Below are 18745 nucleotides of genomic sequence, written 5' to 3' on the forward strand. Positions count from 1 at the left end.
TTTTAACTACTACTCTTACGCCATCGATTTCTTCGACCAACTTTTACAACAGATTCCGCTCTCACAGCCTTTTCATTTTGGTTAGGCAAAGGGATGATTTGTTGTTCGTCGTCGAAATATCTTCCTTGATAACCGTTAATGCCTAACTCTATCAAGGTATTCTTTTCTTGTTTTGTCTCAACTCCAACGGCAATGACTTGAGTTGGGGAATCACCGCATGTACCGATCAAACTTCGAACAAACAGTTGGTTCTCATGCCTTTTATCGATTTTCTTTGTGAGGCTTCTATGAAGTTTAATATAATTAACCTTCAAATCCTTTATATAGTGAGTGCTGACAATCGTTCGTCCTGCTTGGCAAACCACCACTTTACACCCTAAACCTCGCAACATTTTTGCCACAGGTCTCATATAATCAAGATGAGCAATCAGGTGCCCTTCCTTAAACTCAAAAGCAAGCTGAGATCGATGCTGAGAAGAGAGCTGTAATAACTCACTCCTAAACCACTTAAAATGATGTTTACTTGCAAATGGGGTTACATTTAGATTCACCGAATAATGGGTCGGCCGACCAGACTCTTTCAGCGATTTTAGCAAAATCTTTAAAACCGATTTATCCATCCGCGCTTGATACCCCACCTGTTCGACGGCTGGCATGAATCGAGACGATTTCAATAAACCTTTATCTGGATCGTGAATTCTAGTAAATATTTCTCTATTAAATTCATAAACTTGACCAGATTCCCGTAAAAGGTAACATCGCTGAGCAAAGATCACTAAATTCTCAGGAAGCAGAGCTTTATCAAGTAGAGTTCTCCAACGCACACTGCCCCTATGAAGCTCATTTTTGCTCTCTTTAGGATAACGGCTCCAGTTATTAATACGCTCTAACTGGGCACTCTTTAATGCGGTTTCCGTTTCATCCATGATTTGACTATGACGCTCACCTTCGGTGTACATGGTCACGCCGATATGGCACCAATTATCCGACTCTAAAGGCTCTGGTGGTGTTAGCTTATCAAGTTGTCTTAAACACTGGGCAGCCAGCGTCGCAATATCTTTGACACCTTGATGTGGGATAAATACAGCAAAATCCGCGTCATAATAGCGAGAAAACATAACATCAGGGTAGTGCTGAACAATATTCGACAAAACTTTACCTACTTCAATAATAAAGCCGTCGGTGGTTTGCTTATCATTGGCATCACGTACCTGTTCCCACTCGTCGATACGCACTAGTAACACACCACCTCGAGCTCCGCTTTCTTGCAATGCCGATTCAAGCTTGTTATCAAATAGAACTCGATTTGCCGTCCCCGTGAGTTTATCTAGAAAAGTATAGGTACGAATAAAGGTATCAAAGCGACTTCGTTCCTGGCGAGCGTCTTGTAGCTCGTCAATCAATACATCTAAAGCTTCACTTGCGGTATATGGCCACTCTCGCTCATCCCCTTTTGCATGTGCTTCCACCTGCCCGGCTAAAATCATTCTTCCGCGCTCTTCCAAGATCTCAGAGCCCATTAATTGCTCTTTCAACCAACGAACACCGCAAGCAAGGCAGAAAAGAACCAGTGCGACTGCCAAAGTAATTGACAACATAGCTTCTATTGAATAGCTGAAGCCAATATAGGGGGGAAGCGCTTTAAACTCGATTCGATAACCTTCATTGCGCTCTAAAACGAAGATTTTCTCATAAAGGCGACTGGGGGCAATTTGTGGGGAGGTGTCTTTGAAACGATAAACGATACCAGTCTTGTTCGAGAGTTTCATCTCAACAATATTGCTCGCCTGCAACATCTTAGGCATCCAACGCTGCATGGAATACGCGGCATCTGGGTCTTCCATTTCCTTATCTACAACATCAACAATACCAACCAAATAATGGTCCAAATATTCCTGCCCAATACGTTTAAAGGAAAGCGTACCACCAATAAAAAGAATGAACATCGCACTGATAACTATCACGGTGACAAATGCGATCAATCGAGTGCTCAATTTTAGTGTTGGGGTATATCTCATAAATAAAGAAATCCTTTTCAACTCACAAGTTGTCGTATTACCACTGATACAATAAATGGACGTTGTAAATAAATCGTTAAGAATTCTAGGTAGCAAAAAGCCGCGATGGACGCGGCTTCCTCCGACTTAAGACTGTCTTTATAATATATTAAAAACAATCCTTAAAATGGGATGTCATCATCAAAATCCATTGGTGGCTCATTATATTGAGGTTGAGCTTGTTGAGGAGCTTGTTGTTGAGGCGCTTTTTGCGGTTGAGCAGGAGCGCTGTATTGTTGCTGTTGTGGCTGCTGTGGTTGACCCCAGCTACCTTGCTGTTGGTTGTTACCCATACCACCTTGAGCAGGAGTGCCGCCTTGGGCACGGCCACCAAGCATTTGCATCACACCATTGAAGCCTTGAACAACTACTTCTGTTGTGTAGCGATCTTGACCGCTTTGATCTTGCCATTTACGCGTTTGAAGTTGACCTTCAATGTAAACTTGAGAACCTTTACGTAGGTACTCACCAGCAACTTCCGCTAGCTTGCCAAACAAAGCAACACGATGCCATTCTGTTTTTTCACGCTGTTCGCCAGTTGCTTTATCACGCCATGACTCTGACGTTGCAATGGTAATGTTCGCTACTGCACCGCCATTTGGCATGTAACGAATTTCAGGGTCATTACCTAGGTTACCCACTAATATAACTTTGTTAACTCCACGGCTAGCCATGATTTGCTCCGTCTAAATTCATAGTCTCAGAAAATTTTTAGCGAACAAGAATAGCATGCTTTTCAGCTGTGATAAATCGCTTCCTATTCTCACTCCACCACAAAGAATAAAAACGCAACAAATCATGATATTCAGAGCGATGTTGCTTTTTTATACACTTACAAACCACTCATTTACTTCGCAGATTGATATTCAACGCAAGTAATAAATAAGACACTAGAGAAGCTAAAGCGTGCATGACAACGTGAAATCTAATCCAACTTAAACAAGGAGTTTCAATGAGAAAGTCTCGATATGCTCGCACTTTGCATTTTCTATGTATCGATCCGAGTGACACCTATCTACATGTAAAAGAGATAGAAAAGCACTTATCTATTATACTTTATAAGATGACAACGGACGACTTAATGTTGGTAGATAGAAAGCAGAGTAATCGTATTCTTCTTGTCGACTATAAAGAAGTGCCAAAGCTATTAGCTATCTGCCCTAATCTGACCGTAATGTGGAAAAACCATGAGATCATTTTGTTTAATGTCCCACAGCAACTGCCGACCTCAGAGCTTTTGACTTATGGTGTATTAAAAGGACTGTTTTATAACACCGATAAAAAAGACAAGATTGCTCATGGTTTACGAGAGGTAATCGATGGCGATAACTGGCTGCCAAGAAAGGTCACCAACCAACTGCTGTTTTACTACCGTAATATGGTCAATACCAACACAACGCCTACCAATGTTGATCTCACTATTCGCGAGATCCAGGTCATTCGTTGTCTCCAATCAGGTTCATCAAACACACAAATAGCCGATGACCTCTTTATTAGTGAGTTCACGGTGAAGTCTCACCTTTATCAGATATTCCGTAAGTTGGCGGTCAAAAATAGGGTTCAAGCCATTGCTTGGGCAAACCAGAACCTACTTGCATAATCAATCTACCTCTTAGTCTGACGATAATTTTGAGGGAAGCTCTAGAAAGCCATAGCTATTGTTGCTGAATTTTCGATATAACTTATGCTAGAGTTGCCCTCAGAAATATCAACAACTCATTTGAATTGATAATTATTATAGATAAAGGGTTTTACCATGATCAAAAAGTGCCTTTTCCCGGCGGCTGGCTACGGTACACGTTTTTTACCTGCAACTAAGTCAATGCCTAAAGAAATGATGCCTGTAGTAAACAAGCCTCTGATTGAATACGGTGTTGAAGAAGCGATCGAAGCTGGTATGGACGGCATGTGCATCGTTACTGGCCGTGGTAAGCATTCATTGATGGATCACTTTGATAAGAACTACGAGCTTGAACATCAGATCAGTGGCACAAATAAAGAAGACCTGCTGGTTAATATTCGTGAAACGATTGAAGCTGCAAACTTTACTTATATCCGTCAACGCGAAATGAAAGGCCTAGGTCACGCAATCTTGACAGGTCGTGAACTTGTGGGCGACGAGCCATTTGCAGTGGTACTTGCCGATGACCTATGTGTAAATGAACAACAAGGCGTGTTGGCACAAATGGTTGCCCTATACAAACAGTTCCGCTGTTCTATCGTTGCTGTTCAAGAAGTTCCTGAAGAAGAGACTCACAAGTACGGTGTTATCTCAGGCGAAATGATCAAAGATGACCTTTTCCGTGTTGATGACATGGTAGAGAAGCCAGAACAAGGTACTGCTCCAAGCAACCTAGCGATCATTGGTCGTTATATTCTGACTCCAGATATCTTTGAACTGATCGAGCAGACTGAACCAGGCAAAGGCGGCGAGATCCAGATCACTGATGCATTGCTAAAACAAGCAAAAGCGGGCTGTGTATTGGCTTATAAATTTAAAGGCCAACGTTTTGACTGTGGTAGTGTTGAAGGTTATATCGAAGCAACAAACTACTGCTTTGAAAACCTATACAAGAAAGATCAGCAGCAAGTTGAGTTAGGCAAACATTCAACACAGAAAGAAGCATAACTGCTGACTGGTAAGTAACATTTCACACGATGTAAAGGACGGCTCTTTGAGTCGTCCTTTTTAATTACTGTTTTTTTATCCAGTAAAACTTTGCACAAATCTCACTCTATGTAATACTTTAGCCACTAAAAATTACATGGTCTGTTGAGATGGATAAAATAGAAATCAGAGGCGCTCGTACGCATAACCTCAAAGACGTAAACCTTACCATCCCTCGTGATAAGCTGATTGTTATCACAGGTCTCTCTGGTTCAGGTAAGTCATCACTTGCGTTTGATACCCTCTACGCAGAAGGGCAACGCCGTTATGTTGAGTCCCTGTCTGCTTACGCTCGTCAATTTCTATCTCTTATGGAAAAGCCGGATGTCGACCACATAGAAGGCTTATCTCCGGCTATCTCAATAGAACAAAAATCGACGTCTCATAACCCTCGTTCAACGGTCGGTACTATTACAGAAGTCTATGACTATCTTAGACTTCTTTACGCACGAGTCGGCGAGCCTCGCTGTCCAGAACACAACACACCACTTGCCGCACAAACCATCAGCCAAATGGTAGACAAGGTACTTGAGTTACCTGTTGGTTCAAAGATGATGCTCTTAGCACCAATCGTTAAAGAACGTAAAGGTGAGCACGTAAAGACTCTTGAAAACTTAGCTGCGCAAGGCTTTATCCGCGCGCGTATTGATGGTGAGACATGCGACCTATCCGATCCACCAGCACTAGAACTTCATAAAAAGCATACCATTGAGGTCGTGGTAGACAGATTCAAAGTTCGTCCAGATCTTCAACAACGTTTAGCTGAATCATTCGAGACCACGTTAGAGCTCTCTGGTGGTATTGCCGTTGTCGGTTGGATGGATGAAACAGATCAAGAAGAGATCGTGTTCTCTGCTAATTTCGCTTGTCCAAAATGTGGTTACAGCATGCAGGAACTTGAGCCACGCCTATTCTCATTTAACAACCCGGCAGGTGCTTGTGGTACGTGTGATGGCCTTGGTGTTCAACAATATTTTGACCCAAGCCGAGTGATATTAGATGAAAACCTAAGTATTGCAGAAGGTGCGATTAAAGGTTGGGATCAAAAGAACTACTACTATTTCCAGATGCTGACGTCGTTATCAGACCATTATGGTTTTGATCTGTATGCGCCATTTAATTCTCTTCCTAAAAAGACTCAAGAGATCATTCTCAAGGGATCAGGTCGTACTGAAGTGGAATTCAAGTACATCAATGACCGAGGTGATATTCGAGTTAAGCGTCATCCATTCGAAGGGATTTTAAATACCTTAGAGCGACGTTACCGCGATACTGAATCTAGCGCAGTACGTGAAGATCTTGCCAAATACATCTCAACCAAATCGTGTTCTAGCTGTGGTGGTACTCGCCTGAGATTAGAAGCGCGAAATGTATTTATCGGTGATACAACACTGCCTGAAATCGTTGAACTCAGCATTGCTGACGCACTACAGTTTTTCCAAGAGTTGAAGTTAGACGGTCAACGTGGGCAGATCGCCGATAAAGTAATGAAAGAGATCAATGATCGCCTACACTTCTTGGTTAACGTTGGTTTGAACTACCTAAACCTATCACGCAGTGCAGAAACTCTGTCTGGTGGTGAGGCACAACGAATTCGTCTAGCGAGTCAGATCGGTGCAGGTTTAGTGGGTGTCATGTACGTATTAGATGAGCCATCGATTGGCCTCCACCAGCGTGATAATGAACGCCTGCTGCAAACCTTGATTCACCTCAGAGACTTAGGCAATACCGTGCTTGTTGTGGAACATGACGAAGATGCCATTCGCTGTGCAGACCATGTTATCGATATCGGCCCTGGGGCTGGTGTTCATGGTGGTCACGTCGTCGCAGAAGGCACTATGCAAGATATCATCGACAATCCAAATTCGTTGACAGGTCAGTACTTGAGTGGCGTTAAAGAGATTGAAGTACCAAAACAACGAACGCCGATCGACAAGAAAAAGGTCGTAGAGATCGTTGGCGCAACGGGGAACAACCTAAAGAATGTCACCGCGACAATTCCTGTGGGCTTGTTCAGCTGTATTACGGGCGTATCAGGTTCGGGGAAATCTACGCTGATCAATGACACCTTCTTTAAAGTCGCCCATACCCAACTCAATGGTGCAACAACAGCAGTTCCTGCGCAGCATAAAAAGATCAAAGGCTTAGAACATTTCGACAAAGTAATCGATATTGACCAAAGCCCTATCGGTCGAACGCCAAGATCAAACCCTGCAACCTACACAGGAATCTTCACACCTATTCGTGAGTTGTTCGCTGGAACACAAGAGTCACGCTCACGCGGTTACAAACCGGGACGCTTCAGCTTTAACGTGCGTGGCGGACGTTGTGAAGCGTGTCAGGGCGACGGTGTTATCAAGGTAGAAATGCACTTCCTGCCAGACGTTTATGTGCCATGTGATGTGTGTAAGGGCAAGCGCTACAACCGTGAAACACTAGAAGTTCGCTACAAGGGTAAAACCATCGACGAAGTACTGGAAATGACCGTAGAAGACGCACGTGAGTTCTTTAATCCGGTTCCAGTGATCGCTCGCAAACTGCAAACTCTCATGGATGTCGGCCTTTCTTACATTCGTTTGGGGCAAGCCGCAACTACCCTATCTGGTGGTGAGGCTCAACGTGTTAAATTGGCGCGTGAGTTGTCGAAGCGAGATACAGGAAAGACTTTATACATTCTGGATGAACCAACAACAGGCCTTCACTTCCACGATATCCAACAGCTACTGACCGTATTACATCGCCTACGTGATCACGGTAATACCGTTGTAGTAATTGAACATAACTTGGATGTCGTTAAAACGGCAGACTGGATACTCGATCTCGGCCCTGAGGGTGGTCAAGGTGGTGGTGAGATTGTTGCAGAAGGCACACCTGAAGATGTGGCGTTGGTCGAAGGTTCACACACTGCTCACTTCCTTAAGCCTATGTTAAATTTGAAGTAGGTGTAAAATAGCTCCCAGTGGGCAGATAGAAAAGTGTTAAAGTAACAGAGCTTGTTTCAGAAGGAACAAGCTCTGTTTTTATAAGGTTAGGGATTTATGGCAACAATACACACTAGCGGTACCCAGCTAGAAAATCAGGTCACTCAACTACCACTCAACAAAGCATTTCTGGCTTCATTGGCTGTCGTATTCTTGTTGGCCATGCACTTTTTCATGCCGAACCCTGGTGGCTCAGGCCTTGCGTTATCATTTAATCCAACAACTTGGCTGGCTCTAAGCTTCACTCTAGCGATTGGGTTTTACCAACTAGCGACCAATCGAGTACTCAAGTATTCCAAGTTAACCATAGGTTTGCTGATAAGCTGCGTGATACTCACATTGCCTATTCTATACCGCAATGCTTCGCCGGAAGGGGCTTCAGGTCGATTACTTGGGTTATGGGCTGGCTTTGCCTTATTCGTGGTTCTTCAACAATTCAAATTCAGTAATAAACATAAACAGCGCATGTTGTGGTTCATTGTGCTTGCTGTTGTTATACAAGCACTATTTGGCTATGTGCAATATTTCTTATTGGAACCTGGCAACTTATTTGGTTACAACACAGCTGCAAACCGACCATATGGGATATTCCAACAACCTAATGTAATGGCTAGCTTTTTGGCGACGGGTTTTGTCCTTTCTGCTTACTTATTAGCAAGACAGCCAGCTAAATATAACCATAAAATCAGCGAATCATTCCTACTGTATTTAACGCCAACCTTAACTGTGCCCTTACTGATTATTATTGCGTCACGTACGGGGTGGTTGGCCGCTGTGGTTGGGTTTATCTGTATTTTGCCCTATCTATACAAGTTCGCGACTAAGAAACGCTTTTTCGGCTGGTGCGCATCCGTAGTTGTCGGTATCGTGGTGGCGTTTACGGTGATCAACCTCAGCACGACAGATAGTCTTGCAAGTAAAAGGACTCACTTAGAAAGCCCGCGAGCTTATACCTTCCCACAAGCTCTAGATATGATGATCGAAAAGCCATTTACTGGTTATGGTTACGGGAAGTTTGAATCTGAGTACACCCTGTATACCGCTCGTCAGCATCAACTGAATTCGAACTATCACCCAGGTCTTCCTTCCATGGATCACCCGCACAATGAGTTTCTGTTTTGGGGAGTAGAAGGAGGAATTGTACCAATCATCGGGATCTTGATTGCTGCAATATTGGTGATGTCACGCATAGCAAGTTCTGCAAAGGGAACGCGTCTAGCTCTGCTCGCGTTATTCATACCAATTCTTTTACACTCTCAGCTTGAGTATCCTTTTTACCACTCGGCGATTCACTGGATAACATTCATTATATTGATTTACTGGGTCGATCAACGCGCTTCACGTCATTATCAACAACCGTTCAGCATCATCAGTAAAACCCTGTTTAGAGTGTCGAGCTTAGTGATCCCTATCTTGGTCAGTTTCTATATGTTGAGCGCCCTGCATACCAACTATGTACTGACTAAGTTTGAGCTTTCTAAACCTAAAAACCCAGATATTCTCAAACAAGTCACCAACCCTGTGGTGTGGAAAGATCGCTACGATTGGGACATCTACAGCACTTACCTCAACATTGGCCTCTACAAAGCCGATCCGAGTCTTATACAACCTTATATCGATTGGTCACTGGAGATCATAAAAACTAAACCAAGGCCGGCTTTCTACAGCAATCTGATTCTTGCTTACCAAGGTTTAGGGGAAGAAAGCAAAGCGGAACAAATCCGCAGCGAAGCGAAATTTTTATTCCCTAACAGAGACTTTTCACAGGTTCAATACAAGAAAATATCTCAAGCAGAAAACAATGCTTCATCCGCAGAATAGCTAAGGGCTAGCGAGAAATAACTTTCGCACCTTACCTTGAGAAAAACAAAAAAAGCGCACGAACCTCGTGCGCTTTTCTTTGGAACTAGTCTAACTTGATTATTTAAGTACGTCTTGCAGTGCTTTAAGACACAACGCGACATTCTCTTTACGAGCACCGTAGCCCATCAAACCAATACGCCATGCCTTACCAGCCAAAGAGCCAAGACCTGCACCAATCTCAAGGTTATACTCTTCTAAAAGCTGTGATCTGACTTTCGCTTCATCAATTCCTTCAGGGAAGTAAAGAGCATTAAGCTGTGGTAAACGGCTCTCTTCATCAACAACAAACTTCAGCCCTAATGCTTCTACGCCCGCTTTCAACTCTTGATGCATGGCATGATGACGAGACCAAGCATTATCCAAGCCTTCATTTTTCAATAGCACGAGAGACTCATGCAGCGCGTAAAGACTATTGACTGGTGCAGTGTGGTGATAACTACGCTTACCTTCACCGCTCCAGTAACCTAATACTAGGCTCTGATCCAAGAACCAGCTTTGTACCGGTGACTGACGTGCTTTCATTTTATCAACAGCACGCTGAGAGAACGTCACTGGTGATAAACCTGGAACACAAGACAAGCATTTCTGACTACCAGAATAAACCGCATCGAGCTGCCATTCGTCCACTAACAGTGGTACTCCACCCAATGAGGTTACAGCATCAACTATCGTCAATGCATCGAACTGGCGAGCAACCGCAGAGATTGCTTGAGCATCCGATAGTGCTCCAGTAGAAGTCTCAGCATGCACAAAAGCAATCGCGACTGCGTCTGGGTTTTCTGATAGCGCTTGCTGTACCTTTCCAACTGAAACAGGCTTACCCCATTCGTCGTCAACAAGAATTGCTTCACCACCGCAGCGCACTACATTTTCTCGCATACGTTCACCAAACACGCCATTGCGGCAGACGATGACCTTTTCACCGGGCTCAATAAGATTAACAAAACAGGTTTCCATACCTGCACTGCCCGGCGCTGATACTGCAATCGTAAACTCATTCTCTGTCTGAAATGCATATTTAAGAAGCTGTTTAAGTTCATCCATCATCGCAATAAACAGCGGATCTAGGTGACCTATGGTTGGACGGCTCAAAGCCTGCAGCACTTGAGGCGAGATATCAGAAGGACCAGGTCCCATTAACGTTCGGTGTGGCGGATAAAAGCTCTCGATAGCAGTAGTGAGTGTTAAATTAGACATGTACATCCCTTACGTTAATGTTGTGAACAATCCACCCTAAAGCAAATTGATTACCTCAGCAATTAGCCATAAGTATTGAGGTCAAACCACTGTCACATAATTGTTAAAATTATTTTTCAATTATCTCAAGTTACGGATTGACATTGTTACCACAAAAACGTTCAATGAAATGGCTATCTAGCAGAAGAGGAGCACTGCCCAGGCAGATGTTTTGTGGAACCGCATTTCCAATACAGAACATTCATGGGGAGCAGTGCCGAGATAATAAAAGGATGTCGGACCTTTATTATCGGTTGAGCGGGCTGAATCCCGGCAACTGTCACCATATCTATATGGTGAAGAGCTTCTGAGGTTACTATTCATATAATTCCTCTCTTTTTGCTCTAAAACTCTCTTCGAAAAACATTGGACGTTGGATTACCCAAACGTAATTTTATTTTAGGAAGTCGTGGGAGATATATCGTGAGTGGATCTAATGTAGCTGGTTCTTTTAATGTCGCTAAGTTTGGTGGTACAAGTGTTGCCAACTTTGAAGCAATGAGCCGTTGTGCTGCCATTATTGAAAACAACTCAAATACCAAGTTAGTCGTAAGTTCTGCGTGTTCAGGTGTAACCAATTTACTCGTTGAACTGGCAAATGGTGTTCAAGACAAAGCTCACCGTCAGGCAGTGATGACCCAATTAACGGACATCCACAATGCAGTTCTTGACCAACTTGCTGATCCAATCAGCATCGAAAAAGAAGTTCACTCCATTCTTGACGACATTGCGAGCGCTGCCGAGGCTGCATCGTTTCAAACAAGCACTAAGTTAACCGATCACTTAGTCGCGAGCGGTGAGTTGATGTCGACACACCTTCTTGCTCAAATACTTCGTGAACGTGGTACATCGGCGGTTCGCTTCGATATCAGAGAAGTAATGCGCACCAATGATGACTTCGGGAAAGCAGAACCTCAGCTTGAAGAGATTTCAGTATTAGCGAAAGAGAAACTGATTCCACTGTGCCAACAACAAGTTGTAGTCACACAAGGCTTTATTGGTGCAGATAGTGACGGTAATACAACAACCTTAGGTCGTGGTGGTAGTGATTACTCAGCAGCGCTTATTGCAGAGTCAGTACAAGCGATTGGCTTAGAGATCTGGACGGATGTTCCGGGTATCTACACCACAGATCCTCGTATCGCACCTAAAGCTTCTCCAATCCCAGAGATCAGTTTTAGCGAAGCATCGGAAATGGCAAACTTTGGTGCGAAGATACTGCACCCTTCAACTCTAGTACCTGCATTGCGTCACCAAATCCCGGTATTTGTCGGCTCTTCTAAAGCACCAGAGTTAGGTGGAACTTGGATTCGCCAAGAAGTTGAAAGCTCACCATTATTCAGAGCACTTGCTCTTCGTTGCAACCAAACGATGGTTACGCTTCGCAGTGCAAACATGTTCCATGCTTACGGCTTTTTGGCGAAGGTATTTGAGATCCTTGCTAAACATAAGATCTCAGTCGATCTCATCACGACTTCAGAGATCAGTGTCTCACTGACTCTAGATCAAACCGATACCTCTGGCGGTGCTCCTGAGTTACCAGAAACTGCTCGACTGGAGCTTGAAGAGTTGTGTTCTGTCGATATTGAACACGACCTATGCCTTGTTGCGCTTATTGGCAACAACATGAGTGAAAATAAAGGCTATGCAAAGCAGGTGTTTGGCACTCTGGAAGATTTCAATCTACGTATGATTTGTTACGGAGCAAGCCCTCATAACCTGTGCTTCCTCCTTAATGAATCAGTGTCTAAACAAGCTATTCAAAAACTGCATCAAGAGCTATTTGAATAAGACGATGGTTAGCTAATTGGTTTAAATTAACCAAATCCCAGATACAAAAAGGGTTGCTCTTGAGCAACCCTTTCTTTTTTTTTATTTTACGAACCAAAGCTCGTCATAGATTCAAACTAGTTAATGTTTGGACCTAACCACTTCTCAGCTTCCAACATATCCCAGCCCTTACGATCAGCATAGCTTTCTACTTGATCCTGTTGAATCTGTGCAATCGCAAAATATCGCGAATCAGGATGCGAGAAGTACATACCCGACACTGAGGCACCTGGCCACATTGCGTAACTCGTGGTTAGTGACATGTCGATGGCTTTTTCAACGTCCATCAACTCCCACAACGTGCCTTTCTCTGTATGTTCTGGGCAAGCAGGGTAACCCGGAGCTGGACGAATACCTTGGTACTTCTCTCGAATCAAATCGTCGTTAGACAAATCCTCATCAGGCGAGTAACCCCAAATGTCCTTTCTCACTTCTTTGTGTAAATATTCTGCAAACGCTTCAGCCAAACGGTCCGCAACCGCCTGAATCATGATCGCATTGTAGTCATCACCATTAGCTTTATATTCATCAGCAAGCTCTCGCTCACCAATACCGCCAGTAACCGCAAAGCCACCAATCCAGTCAGCTTTACCGCTGTCTTTTGGAGCAATGTAATCTGACAAGCAGTAGTTAAAACCTTTTGGCTTCTCGGTTTGCTGGCGAAGATTATGCAGAACCTTCAGCACTTCTGTACGGGATTCATCGGTATACACCTCGATATCATCACCCACACTGTTCGCAGGGAACATGGCACACATACCACGAGCTTCAAGTAACTTCTCTTTCTCTACGCGATCCAACAAATCGTTGGCATCTTTGAATAGTCGTTTAGCTTCATCCCCCACCTCTTCGTGATCAAGGATTGCTGGGTACTTACCAACTAATGACCATGTCATAAAGAACGGAGTCCAGTCGATGTACTGACGCAAAGTCGCTACATCAAAATCACTGAAAATATGTACTCCCGGCTTAGCGGGTGCAGGGGGAGTGTAGGCATCCCAATCGATAGCAACTTTATTGGCACGAGCTTTCTCAAGTGTGACTGGCTTGGTACGAGGTTTTTTACGATTGTGTTGGTCTCTAACTCGATCATAATCGATGTTCAACTTCTCAACGAAAGCAGGTTTCAATTCATCAGAGAGTAGTGAAGTACAAACGCCTACAGCGCGAGATGCGTTATTGACATAAACAACTGGCTCAGAGTAGTTCTGCTCAATCTTAACCGCAGTGTGTGCTTTAGATGTCGTTGCTCCGCCAATAAGAAGAGGCAGCTTAAAGCCTTGTCTCTCCATCTCTTTGGCAACGTGTACCATTTCATCAAGAGAAGGGGTAATCAGACCCGACAAACCAATAATGTCGACATTCTCTTCTTTAGCGACCTTAAGGATTTTTTCACATGAAACCATCACGCCTAAATCGATAATTTCGTAGTTATTACACTGCAAGACAACGCCCACAATGTTTTTGCCAATATCGTGAACATCACCCTTCACCGTCGCGAGAAGAATCTTACCGTTACTCGCTCCGACTTCTTTGGATGCATTAATGAACGGCTCTAAGTGGGCTACAGCTTGCTTCATTACACGAGCTGATTTAACAACTTGAGGGAGGAACATCTTACCTTCACCAAACAAATCGCCAACCACGTTCATGCCGTCCATTAACGGGCCTTCTATCACCTCAATTGGACGAGCGGAATTGACACGCGCTTCTTCAGTATCCTCAATAATAAAGTCGGTAATTCCTTTCACTAAAGAGTGTTCTAAACGCTTCTCGACAGGCCAAGTACGCCACTCGAGTGCTGATTTATCTTCAACTTTACCAACAGCTCGTTCTAGATACTCGGTTGCCATATCAAGCAAGCGTTCCGTAGAGTCATCACGACGGTTAAGTACCACATCTTCAACTGCATCACGCAGATCTTCTGGTACGTTATCGTAAATTTCCAACTGACCAGCGTTTACGATGCCCATATCCATACCATTTTTAAAGCAGTGATATAGGAATACAGCATGGATTGCCTCACGGACATAGTTATTGCCTCGGAATGAGAACGACACGTTCGATACACCACCAGAGATCATCGCGTGAGGTAGGTCGCGTTTGATATCTCCTACCGCTTCGATGAAATCAACCGCATAGTTGTTATGCTCTTCAATACCAGTCGCAACCGCGAAAATGTTCGGGTCAAAAATAATATCTTCAGGTGGGAAACCGACTTCATCAACAAGAATGTTGTAGGCATTGGTACAGATCTCAACTTTACGCTCTCGAGTATCGGCTTGGCCGACTTCATCAAACGCCATTACAATCACAGCTGCACCATAACGACGAACTAATTTAGCTTGCTCGACAAACTTCTCTTTCCCTTCCTTCAATGAGATAGAGTTAACGATACCTTTGCCTTGAATACATTTCAGACCTGCTTCGATAACTTCCCATTTTGAAGAGTCAACCATGACTGGCACTTTCGAGATCTCTGGCTCGGAGGCACATAGATTAAGGAATTTAACCATGCACGCCTCAGCGTCTAGCATCCCTTCATCCATGTTGATATCAATGATTTGTGCACCGTTTTCTACTTGCTCACGAGCAACGCTCAATGCTTCGTCGTAAAGCTCTTCTTTAATCAAGCGTTTGAAGCGTGCAGAACCAGTAACGTTAGTACGCTCACCTACGTTTACAAACAAAGACTCTTTAGCAATGGTCAGAGGTTCTAAACCGGATAAACGACATGACACAGGTAGGTCAGGTAACTGACGAGGGGTTACGCCTTCAACCGCTTCTGCCATTTGGCGAATGTGCTCTGGCGTAGTACCACAACAACCACCAATCAAGTTCAAGAAGCCACTTTCAGCCCATTCCTTAACATGTTCAGCCATATCTTCAGGAGAAAGGTCATACTCACCAAATGCATTAGGTAAACCCGCATTAGGGTGAGCAGAAACATTACACTCTGAGATACGAGACATCTCACCGACGTACTCTCTCAGTTCATCAGGGCCTAATGCACAGTTCAATCCAAATGAGATAGGTTTTACATGACGAAGGGCGTTGTAGAATGCTTCTGTCGTCTGTCCTGAGAGTGTACGACCTGATGCATCAGTGATGGTACCGGAGATCATCACAGGAAGAGTAATACCCACTTCTTCGAAAACAGATTCGACTGCAAAAGCACAAGCTTTCGCGTTTAACGTATCGAAGATGGTTTCGATAAGAATAAGGTCTGAGCCACCTTTTATCAGCGCACGAGTCGATTCAGAGTATGCCTCGACTAATTCATCAAACCTCACATTACGATAACCCGGATCATTAACATCTGGAGAGATAGAACAAGTACGGTTTGTTGGGCCTAATACGCCTGCAACAAAACGAGGTTTGTCAGGGGTCTTTGCTGTCCATTCGTCAGCTGCTTCACGTGCTAGCTTGGCTGCGGCAAAGTTAATTTCTTCACTAAGGCTTTCCATATCGTAGTCGGCCATAGCAATGGTTGTAGCGTTAAAAGTATTGGTTTCAAGGATGTCAGCCCCAGCTTCCAAGTATTGCGAATGAATATCTTTGACAAGCTTAGGTTGTGTAAGCACCAAAAGGTCATTGTTACCCTTTAAGTCACTATGCCAATCCGCAAAGCGTTCACCACGATAGTCTTGCTCTTCCAATTTATAATCCTGAATCATGGTACCCATACCACCATCAATCAGTAAAATTCGTTGCTTTAACAGAGCGTCAATCTTTTGCCTTACATTACTTCCCACGGTACAACCTCATTCCTTTAATTATGCTTCCATCCTATCACACATTAAAAAGGAGTCTAGACGTCTAAAAGAGGAAATTGATTACCGAGTCCTGACAAAAAGTGTTTGCTATTTGAGCATGAGACAACGAAAATTCACATTCATACTTTGTTACATGTTGGTACCCCAATGTCGGTCTATTACACCTTATGCTTCTTGTCTGCTGCAGCCATGCTCATTGCTTTTGTTAATAGCAAAATTGGTAAAATGCAAACAACCATCGCCATCACAGCAGGCTCAATGATGCTGTCTCTTTTAATTATCATTGCAGGCCAAAACAACTGGTTTCAGTTGGCCGACATTGCGTCTGAAACGGTTGCTAGTATCAATTTTGAAGACTTCCTACTTAAAGGGATATTAGGCTTCTTACTATTCGCTGGCGGCTTAGGGATAAAACTACCAAACCTAAAAGACCAAAAGTGGGAAATCACAGTCCTTGCACTCGGTGCGACTCTATTCTCGACCTTCTTTATTGGTTTTGTTCTTTATGGTTTCTGTCAGTTCATCGGCATTCAATTCGATCTCATTTACTGCTTACTGTTCGGTTCTCTTATCTCGCCTACCGACCCAATCGCCGTTTTAGCTATTGTGAAGAAACTCGATGCACCGAAACGAATCTCAACCCAGATTGAAGGCGAGTCTCTCTTTAACGATGGCTTTGGCTTGGTAATCTTCGTCACTCTATTTACCATTGCGTTTGGCACAGAAACACCGACAGTGGGCAGTGTGACCATACTATTTGTCCAAGAGGCAATTGGCGGCATCGTTTATGGCTTTGCTTTGGGGCTTATATTCCACTACTTAATCAGCAACACTAATGACCACTCAATGGAACTACTGTTAACAATAGGTGTGCCAACTGCAGGTTATGCTTTTGCAGAAGTCCTTCATGTATCAGGACCATTAGCGATGGTGGTATCAGGTATCATGATTGGTAATTGGACTCGCTTTATCGGCTTCTCAAAAGAGAGTGAAGATCACCTAGACCACTTCTGGGAGCTAGTAGATGAGTTTTTAAATGGCGTATTGTTCTTATTGATTGGTATGTCGATGCTGCTATTCAAATTCCACCAAGAAGACTGGATCTTAATGGCATTCGCAGTTCCTCTCGTATTGAGTGCACGCTACCTAAGTGTTTTCCTGTCGTACATTGGATTTAAGCGCTTTAGAACTTACAACCCGTGGTCGATTAAGATTTTAACTTGGGGTGGCTTGCGTGGAGGTTTAGCTCTAGCCATGGCACTTTCAATCCCTTCAAGTATCTGGGTAATAGAAGACAAGGCAATAGATGTTAAAGAGATAATCCTTGTCATGACATACGCGGTTGTTGTGTTCTCAATCTTAGTTCAAGGCTCAACAATCACTCCTATGATAGAAAAAGCCAAGCAAGCTGAGAAAGAGCTCGATTAACATCTCTAAAAATTAAACCAGGCTGCCTAATTTAGGTAGCCTTTTTTATACCTGATGAAAGTCAGATTCACCAATTTCCTAACTGAAGCTCTAGCTGAAAGGTCTATGTAACACATCGATCGTATCTCGACATTTGATAAGCAATAATTAGAGTAATCAAAGCTTAATGGGGAATTCAGATTTGGCCTGAACCAAAGCGAAAGCAAATGATGCTTCACCATGCTGCAGCCAACATGATGAACAGCGATAAAGTAAGGCGATGAAAAGAACTCGTTCTTCTACGCACTGGTTAATCAACCCAATTGCTCACTCTTTAGTTATTAGCAGAAACTGCGGACCTAGCTGAGTATTGAACAGAAAGCTTTAGTTTGGAACTAAGTCTTTAAATACGACAGGGCTGGACTAAACAGGCGGTCAAAAGGTGAGTCGATAGAACTAGCTAAGGGAACACTTGGTACTTCTAGCGTTACTTTTAAAGATGACAAAAATAAAAAAGGCTCTAGCATTTCTGCTAGAGCCTTATATATGGCAGGGGTGGAGAGATTCGAACTCCCAACACGCGGATTTGGAATCCGCTGCTCTGCCAATTGGAGCTACACCCCTAAAACTTTTTATTGCTTCATATTCGAAAAAACCTCGCACTAGGCGAGGTATTCGAATAAGTGGCGGAGTGGACGGGACTCGAACCCGCGACCCCCGGCGTGACAGGCCGGTATTCTAACCAACTGAACTACCACTCCGCAGTGGACTACTTGTCGTCGCTGACAAGTCGTTCATTACACTTTTTGTCTTCACTTTTGAAAAGTGAAAATAAATTTGAAGCCTGGCGATGTCCTACTCTCACATGGGGAAGCCCCACACTACCATCGGCGCTATTGTGTTTCACTTCTGAGTTCGGCATGGAAT

General features: G+C 43.7%; 10 protein-coding genes, 2 tRNA genes and 1 riboswitch. Of the genes, 6 read left to right on the plus strand and 6 right to left on the minus strand.

The window, feature by feature from the left end:
• Positions 1-2: 2 nt before the first annotated feature.
• Both csrD and L1D11_RS02525 read right to left on the minus strand, forming a co-directional pair.
• On the minus strand, positions 3-2018 hold the full coding sequence (gene csrD / locus L1D11_RS02520) for an RNase E specificity factor CsrD (protein ID WP_239832717.1): 2016 nt from the start codon (positions 2016-2018) through the stop codon (positions 3-5).
• Positions 2019-2179: 161 nt separating this feature from the next.
• Positions 2180-2731, minus strand: coding sequence for a single-stranded DNA-binding protein (locus L1D11_RS02525; RefSeq protein WP_239834844.1), 552 nt, complete (start codon positions 2729-2731; stop codon positions 2180-2182).
• 278 nt (positions 2732-3009) lie between these two features.
• Here L1D11_RS02525 and L1D11_RS02530 point away from each other — a divergent pair, with 278 nt between their 5' ends.
• From L1D11_RS02530 to L1D11_RS02545, 4 genes are all read left to right on the plus strand, one after another.
• On the plus strand, positions 3010-3657 hold the full coding sequence (locus tag L1D11_RS02530) for a LuxR C-terminal-related transcriptional regulator (RefSeq protein WP_239834843.1): 648 nt from the start codon (positions 3010-3012) through the stop codon (positions 3655-3657).
• Positions 3658-3813: 156 nt separating this feature from the next.
• Positions 3814-4686 carry a UTP--glucose-1-phosphate uridylyltransferase GalU gene (galU, locus tag L1D11_RS02535; RefSeq protein ID WP_239834014.1) on the plus strand — a complete coding sequence of 291 codons (873 nt, stop codon included), beginning with the start codon at positions 3814-3816 and terminating at the stop codon, positions 4684-4686.
• A gap of 149 nt (positions 4687-4835) precedes the next feature.
• Positions 4836-7667 carry an excinuclease ABC subunit UvrA gene (gene uvrA, locus L1D11_RS02540; protein ID WP_239834013.1) on the plus strand — a complete coding sequence of 944 codons (2832 nt, stop codon included), beginning with the start codon at positions 4836-4838 and terminating at the stop codon, positions 7665-7667.
• Between the two features lie 96 nt (positions 7668-7763).
• Positions 7764-9527, plus strand: a complete 1764-nt coding sequence (locus L1D11_RS02545; protein WP_239834012.1) for a PglL family O-oligosaccharyltransferase — start codon at positions 7764-7766, stop codon at positions 9525-9527.
• Between the two features lie 99 nt (positions 9528-9626).
• Here L1D11_RS02545 and L1D11_RS02550 read toward each other — a convergent pair whose 3' ends face one another.
• Positions 9627-10766 carry an alanine--glyoxylate aminotransferase family protein gene (locus L1D11_RS02550; protein ID WP_239834011.1) on the minus strand — a complete coding sequence of 380 codons (1140 nt, stop codon included), beginning with the start codon at positions 10764-10766 and terminating at the stop codon, positions 9627-9629.
• 176 nt (positions 10767-10942) lie between these two features.
• A riboswitch (Lysine riboswitch) is annotated at positions 10943-11120 on the plus strand.
• 108 nt (positions 11121-11228) lie between these two features.
• Between L1D11_RS02550 and lysC the strand changes: the two genes are divergently transcribed.
• Entirely contained in the window at positions 11229-12596 is a 1368-nt protein-coding gene (lysC, locus tag L1D11_RS02555; RefSeq protein WP_239834010.1) for a lysine-sensitive aspartokinase 3, read from the plus strand.
• Positions 12597-12712: 116 nt separating this feature from the next.
• On the opposite strand, the gene metH is transcribed toward lysC, so the two are convergent.
• Positions 12713-16390: a methionine synthase gene (gene metH / locus L1D11_RS02560; protein ID WP_239834009.1), complete on the minus strand. Its 3678-nt coding sequence runs from the start codon at positions 16388-16390 to the stop codon at positions 12713-12715.
• A gap of 168 nt (positions 16391-16558) precedes the next feature.
• On the opposite strand from metH, the gene L1D11_RS02565 reads away from it, so the two are divergent.
• Entirely contained in the window at positions 16559-17839 is a 1281-nt protein-coding gene (locus tag L1D11_RS02565) for a sodium:proton antiporter (protein WP_239834008.1), read from the plus strand.
• A 526-nt stretch (positions 17840-18365) separates the two neighbouring features.
• Here L1D11_RS02565 and L1D11_RS02570 read toward each other — a convergent pair.
• A tRNA-Trp gene (locus L1D11_RS02570) sits at positions 18366-18442 on the minus strand.
• A 60-nt stretch (positions 18443-18502) separates the two neighbouring features.
• Positions 18503-18579: transfer RNA gene (locus tag L1D11_RS02575), tRNA-Asp, on the minus strand.
• Positions 18580-18745: the final 166 nt, after the last annotated feature.

The sequence above is a fragment of the Vibrio sp. Isolate32 genome, from assembly GCF_022397955.1.
Lineage (GTDB): Bacteria > Pseudomonadota > Gammaproteobacteria > Enterobacterales > Vibrionaceae > Vibrio.

What these genes read in the sequence shown, in the direction of transcription:
- csrD (WP_239832717.1), bottom strand. Translation starts at nt 2,018, where the DNA reads ATGAGATATACCCCAACACTAAAATTGAGCACTCGATTGATCGCATTT.
- L1D11_RS02525 (WP_239834844.1), bottom strand. Translation starts at nt 2,731, where the DNA reads ATGGCTAGCCGTGGAGTTAACAAAGTTATATTAGTGGGTAACCTAGGT.
- L1D11_RS02530 (WP_239834843.1), top strand. Translation starts at nt 3,010, where the DNA reads ATGAGAAAGTCTCGATATGCTCGCACTTTGCATTTTCTATGTATCGAT.
- galU (WP_239834014.1), top strand. Translation starts at nt 3,814, where the DNA reads ATGATCAAAAAGTGCCTTTTCCCGGCGGCTGGCTACGGTACACGTTTT.
- uvrA (WP_239834013.1), top strand. Translation starts at nt 4,836, where the DNA reads ATGGATAAAATAGAAATCAGAGGCGCTCGTACGCATAACCTCAAAGAC.
- L1D11_RS02545 (WP_239834012.1), top strand. Translation starts at nt 7,764, where the DNA reads ATGGCAACAATACACACTAGCGGTACCCAGCTAGAAAATCAGGTCACT.
- L1D11_RS02550 (WP_239834011.1), bottom strand. Translation starts at nt 10,766, where the DNA reads ATGTCTAATTTAACACTCACTACTGCTATCGAGAGCTTTTATCCGCCA.
- L1D11_RS02565 (WP_239834008.1), top strand. Translation starts at nt 16,559, where the DNA reads ATGTCGGTCTATTACACCTTATGCTTCTTGTCTGCTGCAGCCATGCTC.